Source organism: Streptomyces tropicalis, from assembly GCF_029269835.1.
In the GTDB taxonomy this organism is placed as follows: domain Bacteria; phylum Actinomycetota; class Actinomycetes; order Streptomycetales; family Streptomycetaceae; genus Streptomyces; species Streptomyces tropicalis.
In genome coordinates, this window is sequence record NZ_JARJBB010000001.1 from 155,590 (window position 1) to 172,171 (window position 16,582).

Here is a 16,582-nt window from a genome sequence, read left to right on the forward strand (position 1 = left end):
AACCGCGCGCTCCCCCGCCGCGTCCCATCGCCGTCCCCCGTCCGGGGGATGCGGGATACGACCCGTCGGCCGATCATTTTTGACAGGGCCGGGTCAGGGTTTCCGGGACAGACGGGCAGCCGAAGGAGCGATGCGGTGAACACCGAGCGACCCGAGAACGAGGACGCGGCCGCGGGTACCGCCGAGGGAGCCGCGCAGGAGCGGGCGGCCTCGGCGCCCCGGGCCGGGCACGGAGCCCCGGAGAAGGCGCCGGCCGCCCCGGAGACCGACGCCGCCGCACCGTCCGGCGGGGAGCCGGGCACCGAGGAGACCCGGACCGCCCGGACGCAGGCCGGGAAACCGGACGCCGTCGGATCGGCGGACGCCACGACGGACGAGCCGGATGTCGCGCCGGACGCGGGCGCGAAGGCGGCGGCCGGAGAGGCCCGGGCCGCGCGGACGCAGGCCGAGAACCCCCTCGCCGACAAGTCGCACACCGAGAAGTCGCACGCCGAGGAGATCTCGGTCGTGGGCGGTCCGGAGGACGGGGAGCGGGCGGGGCGGCCCCTGCGCGGGCGGTCGCCGCTCGCGGCGGTCGCGGTCGCGGCCGCCGTGCTGCTGGCGGGCGGCGGCGGGGCGTATCTGGCCACGAGCGCGTCCGGCGGCGGCCGTGCGGACGCGGCGGCACCCGGCGGGCACGGCGCCCCCGCCCCCCTGGTGCTCGACGGCTACTCCGCCCCCGGGCAGGGCGGGACCGGCGGGGCGGACGCCGGGGGCGACGGCGGCGGCAACGGCATCGCGCCGGGCGAGCCCAACCCGTACGGCGCGACCTACCACCTGAAGGGGACGCTCCCCCAGGGGCCCGCCTCGGCGGCCGCGTACTGGGCGAAGGGCGACGTCACCGAGGACCGGGTGGCCCGGCTCGCCAGGGCGCTCGGCGTCGAGGGGACGCCGGTGGCCGCCGCGCAGGAGTGGACGGTGGGCAGCGGCAGGGACGGCTCGGGGCCGATGCTCCGGGTGCGCAGGCAGGCGCCGGGGGCGTGGACGTTCACCCGGTACGCGCCGGGCACGGACGACTGCAAGGGCGTGCTGTGCACGCACGACCCGGCCGCCCCCGCGGTCACCCCGGTGAGCGAGGCGGCCGCCGGGAAGGCGGCGGCGCCGGTGCTGAAGGCCCTGGGTCAGGACCGCGCCTCCGTGGACGCGCACCAGGTCATGGGCGCGCAGCGGGTCGTCAACGCCGACCCCGTGGTCGGCGGCCTGCCCACCCAGGGGTGGTCCACGACCCTCACAGTCGGCGCGCAGGGCGAGGTGGTCGGCGGCAGCGGTCAGCTGAAGGAGCCGGTCAAGGGCGACACGTACCCGGTGCTGAGCGCACGGCGGACGCTGGACCTGATGAACGGGGCGCCCCGGACCGACCACCGGATGGGCGTCGGCGGCTGCACCGTCCCGAAGCCGCCGAAGGACCGGCTGGAGGGGCCGTGCCGGGCCCCGCGGAACACCCGGGACGACCTGACCGTCGACGGGGCGGTGTTCGGACTGGCCGCGCGGTCCTCGCAGGGGCGGCAGGCGCTGGTGCCGTCCTGGCTGTTCCGCGTGCGCGGACAGGACGGGCAGGAGGGCTTCACGGTCGCCTACCCGGCGGTCGACCCGCGCTTTCTGGCCGGGGCCGCGGCTCCCGGGCAGCCGGCGCCGAGCGGCAGCGGCGCCCCGGCCACCCGCACCGTGGCCGTCACGGGGTACACCACCTCGGGCAACGACCTGACCGTGGCCTTCGAGGGCGGGGTGTGCGCCGCCTACACGGCCTCGGCACGCGAGAGCGGGGACCGTGTGACGGTGACGGTCACCGAGAAGCGGCAGCCGGGCAAGGTCTGCATCCTGATCGCCAAGGAGTACCAGCGGACGCTGCACCTGGACCGGCCGCTCGGCGACCGGACGGTGGTCGGCGCCGACGGCGGGCGGATCGCCCAGGGGAAGGCGGGAGCGCGCAGGCCGCAGACCTCGTCGCTCGCACGCTGAGCGCGACGCACAAGGCGGCGGCCCCCTCCCACGGGAGGGGGCCGCCGCCTGCGTGCCGGTGCGGCCGGCTCAGCTGAAGGAGTCGCCGCAGGCGCAGGAACCCGTCGCGTTCGGGTTGTCGATGGTGAAGCCCTGCTTCTCGATCGTGTCCACGAAGTCGACGGTGGCACCGCCCAGGTACGGGGCGCTCATGCGGTCGGTGACGACCTTGACACCGCCGAAGTCCTTCTCCACGTCGCCGTCGAGCGAGCGCTCGTCGAAGAAGAGCTGGTAGCGCAGGCCGGAGCAGCCACCGGGCTGGACGGCCACGCGCAGCGCGAGGTCGTCACGGCCTTCCTGGTCGAGCAGGGCCTTGACCTTCGACGCGGCGGCGTCGGTCAGGATGATGCCGTCGGTGACGGTGGTGGTCTCGTCCGATACGGACATCTACATCTCTCCCGGGTTGTACGGAGACTGCTTGCCGACGAGTGCAACCGGCAAGGCCGCGGATTCATTCCGGGCCGAGCACGTGCTGGTGCGCAAGTGTCATGCTCGTCGTCTTCATGCTCGCACATGCGCCGTGGAGCGGACAGCGCCCTGTGGACGGCGCGGACGGCGCCCCGCGCAGGACACCGCGAAGACGACGGAGCGACGCGGGCGACGGCCGGGCGGGGCGACGGGGCAGCGGGCGGCCGGGCCCGTGGGCGGCGGCCGGGATTCCCGTCACATCGACACAATCGCCATCGTCAAAGTGACGTGAAGCGGTTATGATAGATAGCGTCAGATAGACGAAAAGAAGAAAGGGTGCGTGTCGTGACCACCGCCCAGACCCAGGAGCTCGACGTACAGCCGACTCCCCTGGCCCTGCTCCTCCTCGGCCGCGAGGCCGACCCGAGGAGCGAGCGCGGCGTCGAGTGCCCCGGCGACCTGCCCTCGCCGTCCGACCCGGACCTGGTGGAGCGCGCCCGCGCCGCCAAGGCGAAGCTCGGCGACAAGGTCTTCGTGCTCGGCCACCACTACCAGCGCGACGAGGTCATCCAGTTCGCCGACGTCACGGGCGACTCCTTCAAGCTGGCCCGGGACGCGGCGGCGCGGCCGGAGGCCGAGTACATCGTCTTCTGCGGTGTGCACTTCATGGCGGAGTCCGCGGACATCCTGACGTCGGACGCGCAGAAGGTCGTCCTGCCGGACCTGGCGGCCGGGTGCTCCATGGCCGACATGGCGACGGCGGAGCAGGTCGCCGAGTGCTGGGACGTGCTGACCGAGGCCGGCGTGGCCGACCAGGTCGTGCCCGTGTCGTACATGAACTCCTCGGCCGACATCAAGGCCTTCACCGGCCGGCACGGCGGCACCATCTGCACCTCCTCCAACGCCCAGCGGGCCCTGGAGTGGGCCTTCCAGCAGGGCGAGAAGGTGCTGTTCCTGCCGGACCAGCACCTCGGCCGCAACACCGCGGTGCGGGACATGGGCATGTCCCTGGACGACTGCGTGGTCTACAACCCGCACCGGCCGAACGGCGGCCTGACGGCCGAGGAGCTGCGCGCGGCGAAGATGATCCTGTGGCGCGGCCACTGCTCGGTCCACGGGCGCTTCTCCCTGGACTCGGTGAACGACGTCCGGGAACGCATCCCCGGCGTCAACGTCCTCGTGCACCCGGAGTGCCGGCACGAGGTCGTGGCCGCCGCGGACCTGGTCGGCTCCACGGAGTACATCATCCGGGCGCTGGAGGAGGCCCCGGCCGGCTCGAAGTGGGCCATCGGCACCGAGCTGAACCTCGTGCGCCGGCTGGCGAACCGTTTCGCTCCGGAGGGCAAGGAGATCGTCTTCCTGGACCGGACGGTGTGCTTCTGCTCGACCATGAACCGCATCGACCTGCCCCACCTGGTCTGGGCCCTGGAGTCGCTGGCCGAGGGCAACCTGGTCAACCGCATCGAGGTGGACCGGGAGACCGAGGCGTACGCGAAGCAGGCGCTGGAGCGGATGCTCGCCCTGCCGTAGGGCGGATACGGGCGTGGGCCCCGGACACACCTGGGTGTCCGCGGCCCACGCCCGTCGCCCTGCGCCGGGCGTGGCGGGATCACACACACCCAACCGGCTCCCGCTCCGGCGCCCGGTCCCCGCGCCTCGCCGCACGCTTCGCCGTCCCGCCGTACCCACCGGTGCGCCGCCCGGCAGGTCCCGCGCGGGCCGCCGGATCAGTTCGTGCGCGGGCGCACCAGCCCCGACTCGTAGGCGGTCACGACCAGTTGGGCCCGGTCGCGGGCACCCAGCTTGGCCATGGCGCGGTTGACGTGGGTCTTCACCGTGAGCGGGCTGACCTCCAGCCGCTCGGCGATCTCGTCGTTGGAGTGCCCGCCGGCGACCTGGACGAGCACCTCGCGCTCCCGCCCGGTCAGCGCGGCCAGCCGCTCGGCCCGGGCCGGGTCGCGGTCCTCGCCGGCCGCGTCGCCCTGGGCGAGGAACCGGGCGATCAGCCCCCGGGTGGCCGCCGGGGACAGCAGCGCCTCCCCGCCGAAGGCGACCCGGATCGCGGCGAGCAGGTCCCCGGGCTCACTGCCCTTGCCGAGGAATCCGCAGGCGCCGGCCCGCAGCGCCTGGACGACGTAGTCGTCGACCTCGAAGGTGGTCAGGATGACCACCCGGATCCCGGCCAGGGCGGGGTCGGCGCTGATCAGCCGGGTCGCCGCGAGGCCGTCGGTGCCGGGCATGCGGATGTCCATCAGGACGACGTCGGCGCGCTGCTCCGCGGCCAGCCGCACCGCCTCGGCACCGTCGGACGCCTCGCCGACGACCTCCATGTCGGGCTCGGAGTCGACGAGCACGCGGAAGGCGCTGCGCAGCAGTGCCTGGTCGTCGGCGAGCAGGACGCGGATGGTCATACGGGCTCCCCCGAGGCACGCGTGCGGGTCTTGACCGGCAGGATGGCATGGACGCGGAAGCCGCCTCCGTAGCGGGGACCGGTGGTGAGGGTGCCGTCGAGGGCGGTGACCCGCTCGCGCATGCCGAGCAGTCCGTGCCCGCCGCCGGCCGTCGGGCCGTCCCCGGCGCCGGCTCCGTCGTCGAGGACGGTGATCTCGACGTTCGGTCCCACCCGTACGACGCTGACCTCTGCCTTCCCCTCGCCGCCCGCGTGTTTGTGCACATTGGTGAGGGCCTCCTGGATGACGCGGTAGGCGGCCAGGTCGACGGCGGCGGGCAGCGGGGCGCCCCGGTCGGTGCGGGCCACCTCCACGGGCAGGCCCGCGTTGCGGAAGGTGGCGACGAGCTCGTCCAGGCGGTGCAGCCCGGGCGCCGGTTCGGTGGGGGCCTCCGGGTCGCCGGACTGCCGGAGCAGGCCGACGGTGGCGCGCAGCTCCTCCAGGGCGGAGCGGCCGGCCTCACGGACGTGGGCGAGGGCCTCCTTGGCCTGGTCGGGGCGCCGGTCCATGACATGGGCGGCGACTCCGGCCTGCACGTTGACCAGGGCGATGTGGTGGGCGACGACGTCGTGCAGGTCGCGGGCGATGCGCAGGCGCTCCTCGGCGACGCGGCGGCGGGCCTCCTCCTCGCGGGTGCGTTCGGCGCGCTCGGCCCGCTCCCGGATGGCGTGCACGAAGGCCCGGCGGCTGCGCACGGCGTCTCCGCCGGCGGCGGCCATGCCGGTCCAGGCGAACAGCGCGAGGTTCTCCTGGGCGTACCAGGGCAGCGGTCCGGCGATCATGGCGGCGCCGGTCAGCACGGTCATGGTCGGCAGGCCGAGGCGCCAGGTGGTGGGGCGGTCGGTGGCCGCGGCGACGGTGAAGAGGGCGACCACGGCGGACATGGCGACCGGGGCGCGCGGGTCGCCGGTGAGGCACTCGACGAGGGAGACGGCGCCGGTGACGCCGAGGACCGTCCGCGGGACGCGGCGGCGGAACACGAGCGCGCCGGCGCCCGCGGCCATGAGCACCAGGGCGAGCAGGTCCGGCCTGCGCACGCCCCAGCTGACCCCGTTCTCGCCGTGCGGTCCGGCGAAGGATCCGACGACCATGCACACCAGGACCGCGGCGGCGAGCGCCGCGTCCCACGCCAGGGGGTGCGCCGTCAGACGGCATCGGGCGCGGTCGAGTGTGCTCACGGGGGTCAACGGTACGGGGCCCCCGGCGCGCCGCGGTACGGCGCCCGGGGACCGTGCGGGCGGCCCGGCCGGCTCAGCCGGGGATGAGGCCTTCGTCGCTGAGCAGGTCCCGTACCTCTTCCAGGCTCGCGTCGGGCGACGGGAGGATCAGCTCGGACGGCGCCAGCAGGTCGTCGGGGAGCGGGTCGCCGAGCTCGCGGACCCTGGACAGCAGGGCCTGGAGGGTGCGGCGGAAGCCGGGGCCGTCGCCCTTCTGGACCTCCGCGAGGAGTTCGTCGTCCAGCGTGTTCAGTTCGGCGAGGTGGCTGTCGGCCAGGCTCACCTGCCCCTCCCCCATGATCCGTACGATCATGTCGCCCTCCTCGGCGTGCGCCCCGGCTGTCGGTGACGTGCGGCTCCGTGCCTCACTGCTTGTCGAAGCGGGGGGTGTCCTGCGGCTGCTGCTGGGACCGCCCCTGGCCGGTGCCGCCCTCGATGGCCTGCTGCGGGGAGCCCCCGGCCAGCTCCGCCTTCATGCGCTGGAGCTCCAGCTCCACATCCGTACCGCCGGAGAGCCGGTCCAGCTCGGCCTGGATGTCGTCCTTGGCCGTGCCGGAGGGGTCGTCCAGGGCGCCGGAGGCGAGCAGCTCGTCGATGGCGCCGGCGCGGGCCTGGAGCTGCGCCGTCTTGTCCTCGGCCCGCTGGATGGCCAGGCCGACGTCGCCCATCTCCTCGGAGATGCCGGAGAACGCCTCGCCGATCCGGGTCTGGGCCTGGGCGGCGGTGTAGGTGGCCTTGATGGTCTCCTTCTTGGTGCGGAAGGCGTCCACCTTGGCCTGCAGGCGCTGGGCCGCCAGGGTGAGCTTCTCCTCCTCGCCCTGGAGGGTGGTGTGCTGCGTCTCCAGGTCCGTCACCTGCTGCTGGAGCGCGGCCCGCCGGGACAGCGCCTCGCGCGCGAGGTCCTCGCGGCCGAGGGCGAGCGCCTTGCGGCCCTGGTCCTCCAGCTTGGAGGACTGCTGCTGCAGCTGGTTGAGCTGGAGTTCCAGGCGCTTGCGGGAGGTGGCGACGTCCGCGACGCCGCGGCGGACCTTCTGCAGCAGCTCCAGCTGCTTCTGGTACGAGTAGTCGAGGGTCTCGCGCGGGTCCTCGGCCCGGTCAAGGGCCTTGTTCGCCTTCGCGCGGAAGATCATCCCCATACGCTTCATGACACCGCTCATGGGCTTCGCGCGCCCCCTTCTGACGGACTCCAGCTCAAGCACTGCGACAGAACCCACAGTACGGGCCCTGCATCCATTACCGCACTGTCCGGGCAGGGATGCGGTCATCCCCGAGGACGACTGCGTCCGCCGCCGCTCCGGCGCAGGGAGTAGGTGATCCCCGGGTGCCACCGGACGCGGCGTACGCAACGTCCCCCTTGTCCCCCTTGTCCCCCTACAGACGCCCGGTGTTGCCGGATCGTTCCCCGCCGGACTGGGGCCCATGCGGGTCAAGCCCGTACCCTTGGGTTTTGTGTTCCGTAGCCGTGCCAAGGAAGAGAAGACCCCGGTCGCCGACAAGGCTCCGGTGAACTTCTCCAAGCAGCCCCGTGACCCGCAGGCCCCCAAGGGCCGGCCGACCCCCAAGCGCAGCGAGGCCCAGTCTCAGCGCCGCAGCGTGGCCAGCACGCCGACCACGCGCAAGGATGCCGCCAAGCGGCAGCGCGAGGACCGCCGTGCCGCCATGGAGCGCCAGCGCCAGGCGCTGGCCGGCGGCGACGAGCGGTACCTCCCCGCCCGCGACAAGGGCCCGGTCCGCAAGTTCGCCCGCGACTTCGTCGACTCCCGGTGGAACGTCGCGGAGTTCTTCCTGCCGATGGCCGTGGTCATCCTGGTGCTGAGCATGGTGCGGGCGGGCGCGCTGCAGAGCGTCGTGCTGCTGCTGTGGCTCGTGGTGATCGTCCTGATCGTGCTGGACTCGGCCGTCACCGGCTTCCGGCTCCGCGGGCGTCTCGCCGAGCGCTTCCCCGACGAGAACAAGCGCGGCGCGGTCGCCTACGCCCTGATGCGCTCCCTCCAGATGCGCCGCCTCCGGCTGCCGAAGCCGCAGGTCAAGCGTGGGGAGCGGCCCTGAGCGCGTCCGCCTTCTCCGGGGGTGCCGCGGACGCCTGGCTGGACCGGCTGGGGGGACTGCGTGACGTGGTGCGGCAGGAGCTGGTGGCCCGGCAGCTCGACGAGCAGATGGCCGGCCGCTTCCCGGTCGGCCGGCGGCTGCGGGTGCTCGACGTGGGCATGGGCCAGGGCACGCAGGCGCTGCGGCTGGCCCGGGCCGGGCACAGGGTGACCGGCCTGGAGCGCGACGCGCGGATGGTCTCGGTGGCCCGGGAGGCGCTGGCCGCCGAGCCGGAGGGCATCCGGGCCCGGTTCCGGATCGTCGAGGGCGACGGCCAGGACACCGGGGTGCACTTCCTGCCGGGCAGCTTCGACGTGGTGCTGTGCCACGGCGTACTGATGTACGTGGCCGAGCCGGATCCGCTGCTGGCGGGGCTGGCGCGGATGCTGGCGCCCGGCGGACTGCTGTCGCTGCTGGTGCGCAACGGTGACGCGCTGGCGATGCGCCCGGGGCTGGCCGGCGACTGGGCCGGCGCCCTGACCGCCTTCGACAGCGCGGTGTACCGCAACCGGCTGGGCGTGGACGGGCGCGCCGACCGGCTGGCCGACCTGACGGCGACCCTGGCGGGGATCGGGGCGCCGCTGCACGCCTGGTACGGCGTGCGGGTCCTGACCGACACGGCCCCCGACGGCACGGAGCCGCCGGCCGACCCGACCGCGCTGCTCGCGGCCGAGGAGCGGGCCGGCCGCACCGACCCGTACCGCAGGGTGGCGGCGCTGCTGCACCTGTGCGGGGTCCGCGGCTGAGCCCGGCCGCACGGCACGGTCCGACGGCGGAGGGGGCGGCCCGGCCGGGCCGCCCCCTCCGCCGTGCCGGTCGCGTGCGCCCCTTCTAGGCGGCGCCCTCCGGCTCGGACTCGGGCTCGGAGTCCTCGGCGTGCAGGCTCATCGGCCCGTAGATCTCGGCGGTGTCCTCGAACAGCCGCACCTGGTCGGCGCCGCCGTCGCGCAGGTCCTTCCAGTGCTCACCGAGCCAGGACTCCGCGTCGCCCTGCGTGGTGAACTCCTCGGGCTGGACCGCGGGCCGGACCTCCGTCCCGTCCGCCGTCTCGAACCGCCACGTCCATGCCACCATGTACGCCTCCCTGGTGTGACCACACTGCACAGCGCGAGCCGGATCACGGTCCGGCTCCTGCGCGCAGCCTATGCGCTGGACGGGGCGGCCCGTCAGGAGGCGGCGGACGATCCTCCCGACGGCGGTGCGCGGGCGGTGCGGCGGCCCGGGACGGGGCCGGACGGCGGGCCGCCCGCGGGCGGTCGGGGGCACCGGGCGCGCAGGAGCTGCGGCGACCCGGGAAAATCAGGTCCGTGGACGTGACTCTGCTCGGCACCGGTGCCCCCGCGGGACTCCCCCGCCCCGACTGTCCCTGCGCGGCCTGCGCGACGGCCCTCGGCCCCGCGACGCGGGCCGCGACCGCGCTGCTCGTCGACGGCGCGCTGCTGCTGGACCTGACGCCCGGCGCGGCCTTCGCCGCCGCACGGGCGGGGCACTCGCTGGCCGGCGTCGGGCAGGTGCTGCTGACGCACCCGCACGACGGGCCCGCGGTCGAGGTGCCCGCCGGACTGCCGCAGCCGGGCAGGGTGCCGGACGGCCGGGAGCTGGCGCTGCTGACGGGGCATCGGGTGCGGGCGGTGCCGATGGACGCCCCGGGCACGGGCTACGCGGTGACCGGTCCGGACGGGCGGCGGCTGCTGTACCTGCCGCCGGGCGGTGCCCCGGCCGGGCTGGAGGAGGGCTCGGCGGAGCGCTACGACATGGTGCTGGCGGACGTCGTGGGCCGGCCGGACGCGCTGGCCCGGCTGCGGGCGGCCGGGGCGGTGGGGCCGACCACCGACGTGCTCGCCGTGCACCTCGACCACGACGTGCCCCCGGGCCCCGAGCTGGACCGCCGGCTCGCGGCGGCCGGGGCGCGGGCGGCGCCGGACGGCACCACGCTGGCGGTCGGCGCGTACGAGGACGTGCCGGACGTCCCGCGCCGCACGCTGGTGCTGGGCGGGGCGCGGTCGGGCAAGTCGGTGGAGGCGGAGCGGCGGCTGGAGCCCTTCCCCGGGGTGCTGTACGTGGCGACGGGCGGGTCCCGCAACGGCGACACCGAGTGGGCGGCCCGGGTCGCTGCGCACCGCGACCGGCGGCCGGGGTCGTGGCGGACGACGGAGACCTGCGACCTGGTGCCGCTGCTGGCGCAGGACGGTCCGCCGCTGCTCGTGGACTGCCTGTCGCTGTGGCTGACGGACGCGATGGACGCGGCCGGCGCCTGGGACGACGCCGAGTGGGCGGGCGGCGGGGAGCGGGCGCTGCGGGAGCGGGTGGCCGAGCTGGCGGCGGCGGTGCGGGCGACCCGGCGGACCGTGGTCGCGGTGTCCAACGAGGTGGGGTCGGGCATCGTGCCGGCCACCGCGTCGGGGCGCCGCTACCGCGACGAGCTCGGGCGTCTGAACGCGGCGTTCGCCCACGAGTGCGAGCACGTCCTGCTGGTGGTCGCGGGGCAGGCGCTGACGCTGCGCGGCTGAGGGGCCCTCAGCCGGTGTCGCGGCGGGCGACGACGCGGTAGGTGTTGGCGAACGGCGTGTGGCGCAGCAGCGGGGCCAGGACGTGGTCCAGGGCCGCCGCCACGGCCAGCAGCGGCCCGGCGGCGCCCGTCAGGGCCGTCCGCAGCAGCCGTTGCAGGTCGCCCGGCGGCTCGGTGCACCACGGGACGTCGGCCGCGGGCAGGACGTGGGTGAGGGCCAGCGCGAGGGCCGCGGACAGATCGTGGGGCGTGTGGGCGGTGCGCCGGTCGACGACGAGGACCGTGCAGCCGCGGGCCCGGAGCTCCGCGCGGAGGTTGCGCAGCGGCAGCAGGTGGAGCTGGCGCGGCTGGCCGTGCGACAGCCACCACCGGCCCAGAAGCCGGGCGAACGCGCTGCGCGGGTCGGGCAGTTCGATGAGCAGATGGCCGCCGGGGCGCAGGGCGGCGAGGGCCGCGCCGAGTTCCGCGCGGGGGTCGGGGACGCGCGCCAGGTGCTGGAACATGCTGACCACGTCGTAGCGGGCGCGCAGCCGGGCCGCGAGGTGCGGGTCGGCCAGGTGCCCGACGTGGGCCTCCTCGACCCGCCCGGCGGCGCGGGCCCGCACCACGCGCATGGTGGGGTCCAGGCCGTCGAAGGAGGTGTACGGGAAGACCTCGCGGGCCGCGTGCGGGAAGCGGGCGTGGCCGGTGCCGACGTCCAGCCAGCTCTCCGGCTCCCCGACCCCGCGCATCAGGCGCGCGACGGCCCGGTGCAGGCGGTGGCTGCGTCCGGCGGCGAGCAGCCGTTCGGCCAGGCCCCGCGGTTCGTCGTCGCCGAGGTCGCGGTGGTAGAAGGCCAGCCCCTCCGCGGTGAGCCGGGGGTTCTGGAAGGCGTGCCCGCAGTCCCGGCACTGGTCGACGGCGAAGCTGCCCGGCTTGTGCTGGAGCAGGTCGGGCGCGCGCAGCCGGGTGCACAGGCGATCGGAGCCGCACCAGGGGCAGTCCTGGCGGCGCGGTTCCTGGAACCGGTCGGTGCCCTGGGCGAGTTCGGCGGCGTACGCGAGGCGGCGCGGGTCCAAGGCCTGCGCGGCGTACGGCAGGGACGGCATGGGGCGGCTCCCGGTGGGGCGCGAGGGCGTACGGCAGGGACGTACGACATTCCGCTGCAAAAGGAACGTATGGGATCGAGATCTTGGGTGCAATCACGCGGTGGGGGTGTGGTGCCGACGTGGCGCCGGGACGCCCGGCCGGGGCCGGTACTGTTCGGCGAATGAGCTCGCTTAATCTCGACGACTTCACCGATCTGATCGAGCGTCCGGACGGCGGTGTGCGCCGCGACGCGGAGGCGCACCGGGAGCGCCGGGCCGTGCCGTCCGGGGCGCTGGGCCGGCTCGACGGCCTGGGCGAGTGGCTGGCGGCGGCGCAGGGCGCGGTGCCGGTGCGGCCCGTCGAGCACCCCCGGGTGGTGCTGTTCGCCGGCGACCACGGGGTCGCCGGACTCGGCGTCTCGGCACGGCCCGCGGGCGGCGCGGCGGAGCTGGTGCGCGAGGTGCTGGAGGGCGGCCGGCCGGTGTCCGTGCTGGCGCGCCGGCTCGGCGTCCCGGTGCGTGTGGTCGACATGGCCCTGGACTGCGCGCCGGAGACGCTGCCCGAGGACGTCGTACGGCACCGGGTGCGGCGCGGCAGCGGGCGCATCGACGTCGAGGACGCGCTGACCCCCGAGGAGGCGGAGGCCGCCTTCCGGGCCGGCGTAGCGGTGGCCGACGAGGAGGCCGACTCGGGCACGGACCTGGTGGTCCTCGGCGATGTGAGCGTGGGCGGGACCACCCCGGCGTCGGTGCTGGTCGCCGCGCTGTGCGGGGTGGACGCGTCGGTGGTGACCGGGCGGGGCGGCGAGGCGATCGACGACCTGGCGTGGATGCGCAAGTGCGCGGCGATCCGGGACGCGCTGCGGCGGGCCCGGCCGGTGCTCGGCGACCAGCTGCTGCTGCTGGCGGCGGTCGGCGGCGCGGATCTCGCGGCGATGACCGGCTTCCTGCTCCAGTGCGCGGTGCGCAAGCTGCCGGTGATCCTGGACGGGGTGGTCTCGGCCGCGTGCGCGCTGGTGGGCCAGCGGGTGGCGTTCCGGGCACCGGACTGGTGGCTGGCGGGGCAGAACAGCGGGGAGCCGGGGCAGGCGAAGGCGCTGGACCGGATGGCGCTGGAGCCGCTGCTGGACCAGGGCGTGACCGTCGGGGAGGGGGCCGGCGCGCTGCTGGCGCTGCCCCTGGTGCAGGCCGCGGCGGCGCTGGCCGCGGAGCTTCCCGAGCGCCCCGGGGACACGGAGGGGACGACGGCGCGGGCGACCGGGCTGGACGGCCCCGAGCCCGCCGGCGAGGACCCGGCCGAGGGCGAGGACCCGGCCGCGGACCCATCCGCGGACCCGGCGGCACGGCCGGCGGGCGGCACGCCCCCGGACGCCCACTGACCACGGCCGCACACCGGCGTCGACCGCACTGGCGCCCGGCGGCACGCCGCCGCGGGGCGCCGTCGCGTCGCGCCGCCCCGGACGGCGCACCGACGTGACGGCGGCGCCCGGCGCGAAGGGGCGCGGGCGCCGGGGCGGCCACGGCGAGCGGGCACCCGAAAAGAGCGGTTCCCTGGGCGATCACACATATGATCGCTCTTCATGGGGAATGCCCGAATTGCCGTGGAACTGGAATCGCCCCCGGCCCGGCCGGGCAGCACACCTCGGCGGGCCGCCGCCGTGCCGCGGCGGGCCGCCGTGTCCGCCGTCTGGTACCTGCGGGCCGTCGCGTTCGTCAACTTCCTCAGCGCGGTGTGGGTCTCGCTCGGCCAGGACGTGCGGCGGCACAACCAGGAGAACCTCTTCACGCCGTACCTGCTCACCGCCGGCTTCGCCTCGGGGGTCTTCGCGGCCTTCCTGGCCATCACCATGCGGCGCCGCAAACGGGCCGCCTGGATCCTGAACCTCGGGCTCAGCGGGCCCTTCCTGGCGCTCTTCGCCTTCGCCATGAGCTTCCCGGAGATCCGCCGCTCCGCCCAGAACTGGATCTCCCTCGCGCTCACCGCCGCCTTCGTCGCCGCGCTGCTCCTCGGGCGGCGGGAGTTCTACGCCAAGGGCGACCGGTCCAACCCCCGGCTCGCCGCCGTGGTCGCCGTCGGGGGCCTGCTGGTCTCCTCGCTGCTCGCCGCGCTCCTGGTGACGGTCACCAACCAGGCCCCGGACGCGGCCCGTTCGACCTTCACCGAACGCTGGTACTACGGCACGCTGCGGCTGGTCTCGGTCGCCGCCCCGGAGGCCCGCTTCCCCGGCGTCGACCCCCCGAACTGGGCGAACGTCGCGATCAACGTGCTCTCCACCGCCCTCGTCCTCGCCGTCCTCTACGCCGCCTTCCGCTCCCGGCGCGCCGTCGACGCGCTCACCGGGGACGACGAACGGCGGCTGCGTGAGCTGCTGGCGCGGCACGGGGAGCGGGACTCGCTCGGCTACTTCGCGCTGCGCCGCGAGAAGAGCGTGATCTGGTCGCCGACCGGCAAGGCGGCCGTCGCCTACCGCGTGCTGGGCGGGGTGTCCCTGGCCTCGGGGGACCCGATCGGCGACCCGGAGGCCTGGCCCGGCGCCATCGAGCCGTGGCTGGCCCAGGCGCGGGCGCACGGGTGGATCCCGGCGGTGATGGGGGCGAGCGAGGAGGCCGGCACCGTCTACGCGCGGCACGGGCTCGACGCCCTCGAACTGGGCGACGAGGCCGTGGTCGAGGTCGCCGACTTCACCCTGGAGGGGCGGGCCATGCGCACCGTCCGGCAGGCCTGGAACCGGGTGGCGCGGGCCGGGTACACGGTGCGCATCCGGCGCCACGCGGACATCCCGGCCGCGGAGACGGCACGCCTGGTCCAGCGGGCGGACGACTGGCGGGACGGGGCGACGGAGCGGGGCTTCAGCATGGCGCTGGGGCGGCTCGGGGACCCCGCCGACGGGCAGTGCGTGATGCTCGAGTGCCACGACGCCGCCGGGGAACTGCGGGCGCTGCTCTCCTTCGTGCCGTGGGGTCCGGCCGGGCTGTCCCTGGACCTGATGCGGCGGGACCGGGACTGCGAGAACGGCCTGATGGAGTTCATGGTGATCGAACTCCTGCGCCGTGCCGGAGAGATCGGGATCACGCAGGTTTCCCTCAACTTCGCCATGTTCCGTTCGGTCTTCGAACGTGGCGGGCGCCTCGGTGCCGGGCCGGTGCTGCGGCTGTGGCGGTCACTGCTGAGCTTCTTCTCGCGGTGGTGGCAGATCGAGTCCCTGTACCGCGCCAACGCCAAGTACCGGCCCATCTGGGAACCGCGGTTCCTGCTCTTCGAGAAGAGCGCGGACCTGCCGCGCATCGGCCTCGCCTCGGCCCGCGCGGAGGGGTTCCTGGAGGCGCCGGGCCTGCCGAAGTGGTTGCACCGCAAGCACCTGGAGACGCACGGATGACCACCCTCGCCCGCTGGGCGCGCGCCGAATGGGGGCCGCTGCACGACGCCGTGCGCGGGCCCCTGCTGCGCCGGCGCCTGCGGGCGGTGCCCGCCACCCTCGTCGTGGTGGGGCTGACGGGACTGCTGCACTTCGTCCAGCTCCGGCCCTGGGGCCGGGGCTTCGTGCACCACGTGGGGGCGGTCCGGGCCGCGGACCCGCTGTGGCTGGCGCTGCTGCGGACCCCGTTGTCGCTGTGCGTGCCCGCCCCGGACCTGCCGTGCTGGGGCGCGCTGGCGCAGATCCTGTGCGTGTTCGGGCTCGCCGAGATCTGCCTGGGCTGGTGGCGCACGCTCACCCTGGCCTACGTCGCCACCCTCGCCGGCACCCTGTACGCGCGCGGCGGCATCGCGCTCGGGCCGCTCCACCCGTTCGGGCTGCCGGCCGCGGACGCGCTGGTGGTGGACACCGGACCGTCGGCGGCCGTGGTGGGGCTCGCCGTGTACGTCGGACACCGCTACGGGGCCTACGTCACGTCGAGCACCGTGGTCGCCGCCATGGTGCTCGAGCTGCTGATGAAGGAGAACCTGGCCGGACGGGAGCATCTCGCGGCGATCACCGGGATGGGCCTGCTGTGCCTCGCCTCCGCCGTGCGGGACCACCTCCGTCAGGAGTGGCCCCGGGCCCGGGTGATCTCGGAGTCCGGCTTGCCGCCGATCCAGTCCTGCAGCACACGGCGGGGGCCGGTCCAGCGCCGGTCGTGGTGGTAGGCGCGCAGGCTGGAGCGGGCGCGGGCGCGCGGGCGGCGACGGTAGAAGCGCCTGGCCCAGGGCGAGCCGGGCCGGGCCAGCCGGAGTGCGCCGACCAGGGCGATCACCGGCACGACGATCCCGAGCACGGCGAGGCGGGCCTTGCCCTTGCCGAGCGCGATCAGGGAGAAGAGGAAGTTGCCCGCGACGGTGAGGACGACCGTGCCGCGGTTCTGGAACTCGTCGTGCGTCAGGCCGTTGACGCCGAAGGGGGCGAAACCGGCGAGGACCAGGCCGACCAGGGCCGCGGTGAGCACCACGACCTCCACGCTCTGCCGGCCGGCCTCGGTCCAGTAGACGTCGTCGAGGTGCAGGATCAGGGCGAACTCGTCCAGGACCAGCCCCGCGCCGACGCCGAAGACGATGGCGAAGGCGGCCCCGCCGAACCCTCCGCGCCCGGTCGCGACCGCGCCGAAGCCGCCGATGACGGTGAGGACGACACCGGGGACGACGTGGTGGATGTGCAGGCCCCCGGCGCTGACGTTGCCGAAGGGGCCCCGCCCCGCCCGGATGAGCCGGGTGACGGACCGGGTCACCACGAAGGTGACGACGAAGGCGGCCAGGGCGAGGAGCAGGGGCAGCTTGCCGGGTTCGATGATGTTCCGCTCCAGCCAGTGCCCCATATGCGTAGTGTGCCGCCT

At 75.3% G+C, this 16,582-nt stretch carries 16 protein-coding genes; 8 read left to right on the plus strand and 8 right to left on the minus strand.

What is annotated here, in order from left to right; genetic code table 11:
* Positions 1-135 precede the first annotated feature (135 nt).
* Entirely contained in the window at positions 136-1,998 is a 1,863-nt protein-coding gene (locus tag P3H78_RS00700) for a hypothetical protein (protein WP_276106720.1), read from the plus strand.
* 69 nt (positions 1,999-2,067) lie between these two features.
* Here the strand turns inward: P3H78_RS00700 and P3H78_RS00705 are convergent, their stop codons facing one another.
* Complete coding sequence (locus P3H78_RS00705; RefSeq protein ID WP_016435777.1) at positions 2,068-2,424, minus strand: HesB/IscA family protein; 357 nt, start codon at positions 2,422-2,424, stop codon at positions 2,068-2,070.
* A 366-nt stretch (positions 2,425-2,790) separates the two neighbouring features.
* Between P3H78_RS00705 and nadA the strand changes: the two genes are divergently transcribed.
* The gene (gene nadA, locus P3H78_RS00710) at positions 2,791-3,975 is read left to right on the plus strand and encodes a quinolinate synthase NadA (protein WP_276106721.1); all 1,185 of its coding nucleotides are present in this window, start codon (positions 2,791-2,793) and stop codon (positions 3,973-3,975) included.
* Between the two features lie 197 nt (positions 3,976-4,172).
* Here nadA and P3H78_RS00715 read toward each other — a convergent pair whose 3' ends face one another.
* From P3H78_RS00715 to P3H78_RS00730, 4 genes are all read right to left on the minus strand, one after another.
* Positions 4,173-4,856 (minus strand): response regulator, encoded by a 684-nt coding sequence (locus P3H78_RS00715; RefSeq protein WP_276106722.1) that lies wholly within the window; start codon positions 4,854-4,856, stop codon positions 4,173-4,175.
* Positions 4,853-6,073: a sensor histidine kinase gene (locus P3H78_RS00720; protein ID WP_276106723.1), complete on the minus strand. Its 1,221-nt coding sequence runs from the start codon at positions 6,071-6,073 to the stop codon at positions 4,853-4,855. Before P3H78_RS00720 ends, P3H78_RS00715 begins: the two co-directional genes overlap by 4 nt.
* A gap of 73 nt (positions 6,074-6,146) precedes the next feature.
* Positions 6,147-6,425: a PspA-associated protein PspAA gene (pspAA, locus tag P3H78_RS00725; protein ID WP_276106724.1), complete on the minus strand. Its 279-nt coding sequence runs from the start codon at positions 6,423-6,425 to the stop codon at positions 6,147-6,149.
* A 52-nt stretch (positions 6,426-6,477) separates the two neighbouring features.
* A complete protein-coding gene (locus P3H78_RS00730; protein WP_276106725.1) occupies positions 6,478-7,269 on the minus strand; it encodes a PspA/IM30 family protein in 792 nt (263 codons plus the stop codon).
* A gap of 262 nt (positions 7,270-7,531) precedes the next feature.
* Between P3H78_RS00730 and P3H78_RS00735 the strand changes: the two genes are divergently transcribed.
* Both P3H78_RS00735 and P3H78_RS00740 read left to right on the plus strand, forming a co-directional pair.
* A complete protein-coding gene (locus P3H78_RS00735; RefSeq protein ID WP_276106726.1) occupies positions 7,532-8,161 on the plus strand; it encodes a DUF3043 domain-containing protein in 630 nt (209 codons plus the stop codon).
* 83 nt (positions 8,162-8,244) lie between these two features.
* On the plus strand, positions 8,245-8,946 hold the full coding sequence (locus P3H78_RS00740) for a class I SAM-dependent methyltransferase (protein WP_276107309.1): 702 nt from the start codon (positions 8,245-8,247) through the stop codon (positions 8,944-8,946).
* Between the two features lie 85 nt (positions 8,947-9,031).
* On the opposite strand, the gene P3H78_RS00745 is transcribed toward P3H78_RS00740, so the two are convergent.
* Complete coding sequence (locus P3H78_RS00745; protein ID WP_276106727.1) at positions 9,032-9,274, minus strand: hypothetical protein; 243 nt, start codon at positions 9,272-9,274, stop codon at positions 9,032-9,034.
* Positions 9,275-9,507: 233 nt separating this feature from the next.
* Here P3H78_RS00745 and P3H78_RS00750 point away from each other — a divergent pair, with 233 nt between their 5' ends.
* A complete protein-coding gene (locus P3H78_RS00750; RefSeq protein WP_276106728.1) occupies positions 9,508-10,710 on the plus strand; it encodes a bifunctional adenosylcobinamide kinase/adenosylcobinamide-phosphate guanylyltransferase in 1,203 nt (400 codons plus the stop codon).
* Between the two features lie 7 nt (positions 10,711-10,717).
* Here P3H78_RS00750 and P3H78_RS00755 read toward each other — a convergent pair whose 3' ends face one another.
* Entirely contained in the window at positions 10,718-11,797 is a 1,080-nt protein-coding gene (locus tag P3H78_RS00755) for a class I SAM-dependent methyltransferase (protein WP_276106729.1), read from the minus strand.
* Positions 11,798-11,958: 161 nt separating this feature from the next.
* On the opposite strand from P3H78_RS00755, the gene cobT reads away from it, so the two are divergent.
* From cobT to P3H78_RS00770, 3 genes are all read left to right on the plus strand, one after another.
* Positions 11,959-13,155, plus strand: coding sequence for a nicotinate-nucleotide--dimethylbenzimidazole phosphoribosyltransferase (cobT, locus tag P3H78_RS00760; RefSeq protein WP_276106730.1), 1,197 nt, complete (start codon positions 11,959-11,961; stop codon positions 13,153-13,155).
* A gap of 201 nt (positions 13,156-13,356) precedes the next feature.
* Entirely contained in the window at positions 13,357-15,153 is a 1,797-nt protein-coding gene (locus P3H78_RS00765; protein ID WP_276106731.1) for a phosphatidylglycerol lysyltransferase domain-containing protein, read from the plus strand.
* The gene (locus P3H78_RS00770; protein WP_276106732.1) at positions 15,150-15,902 is read left to right on the plus strand and encodes a hypothetical protein; all 753 of its coding nucleotides are present in this window, start codon (positions 15,150-15,152) and stop codon (positions 15,900-15,902) included. Before P3H78_RS00765 ends, P3H78_RS00770 begins: the two co-directional genes overlap by 4 nt.
* Here the strand turns inward: P3H78_RS00770 and P3H78_RS00775 are convergent.
* Entirely contained in the window at positions 15,800-16,564 is a 765-nt protein-coding gene (locus tag P3H78_RS00775; protein ID WP_276106733.1) for a hypothetical protein, read from the minus strand. The genes P3H78_RS00770 and P3H78_RS00775 overlap by 103 nt on opposite strands.
* Between the last annotated feature and the right edge of the window lie 18 nt (positions 16,565-16,582).

What these genes read in the sequence shown, in the direction of transcription:
- pspAA (WP_276106724.1), bottom strand. Translation starts at nt 6,425, where the DNA reads ATGATCGTACGGATCATGGGGGAGGGGCAGGTGAGCCTGGCCGACAGC.
- P3H78_RS00765 (WP_276106731.1), top strand. Translation starts at nt 13,357, where the DNA reads ATGGGGAATGCCCGAATTGCCGTGGAACTGGAATCGCCCCCGGCCCGG.
- P3H78_RS00775 (WP_276106733.1), bottom strand. Translation starts at nt 16,564, where the DNA reads ATGGGGCACTGGCTGGAGCGGAACATCATCGAACCCGGCAAGCTGCCC.
- cobT (WP_276106730.1), top strand. Translation starts at nt 11,959, where the DNA reads ATGAGCTCGCTTAATCTCGACGACTTCACCGATCTGATCGAGCGTCCG.
- P3H78_RS00715 (WP_276106722.1), bottom strand. Translation starts at nt 4,856, where the DNA reads ATGACCATCCGCGTCCTGCTCGCCGACGACCAGGCACTGCTGCGCAGC.
- P3H78_RS00730 (WP_276106725.1), bottom strand. Translation starts at nt 7,269, where the DNA reads ATGAGCGGTGTCATGAAGCGTATGGGGATGATCTTCCGCGCGAAGGCG.
- P3H78_RS00705 (WP_016435777.1), bottom strand. Translation starts at nt 2,424, where the DNA reads ATGTCCGTATCGGACGAGACCACCACCGTCACCGACGGCATCATCCTG.
- P3H78_RS00745 (WP_276106727.1), bottom strand. Translation starts at nt 9,274, where the DNA reads ATGGTGGCATGGACGTGGCGGTTCGAGACGGCGGACGGGACGGAGGTC.
- P3H78_RS00755 (WP_276106729.1), bottom strand. Translation starts at nt 11,797, where the DNA reads ATGCCGTCCCTGCCGTACGCCGCGCAGGCCTTGGACCCGCGCCGCCTC.
- P3H78_RS00735 (WP_276106726.1), top strand. Translation starts at nt 7,532, where the DNA reads ATGCGGGTCAAGCCCGTACCCTTGGGTTTTGTGTTCCGTAGCCGTGCC.
- P3H78_RS00770 (WP_276106732.1), top strand. Translation starts at nt 15,150, where the DNA reads ATGACCACCCTCGCCCGCTGGGCGCGCGCCGAATGGGGGCCGCTGCAC.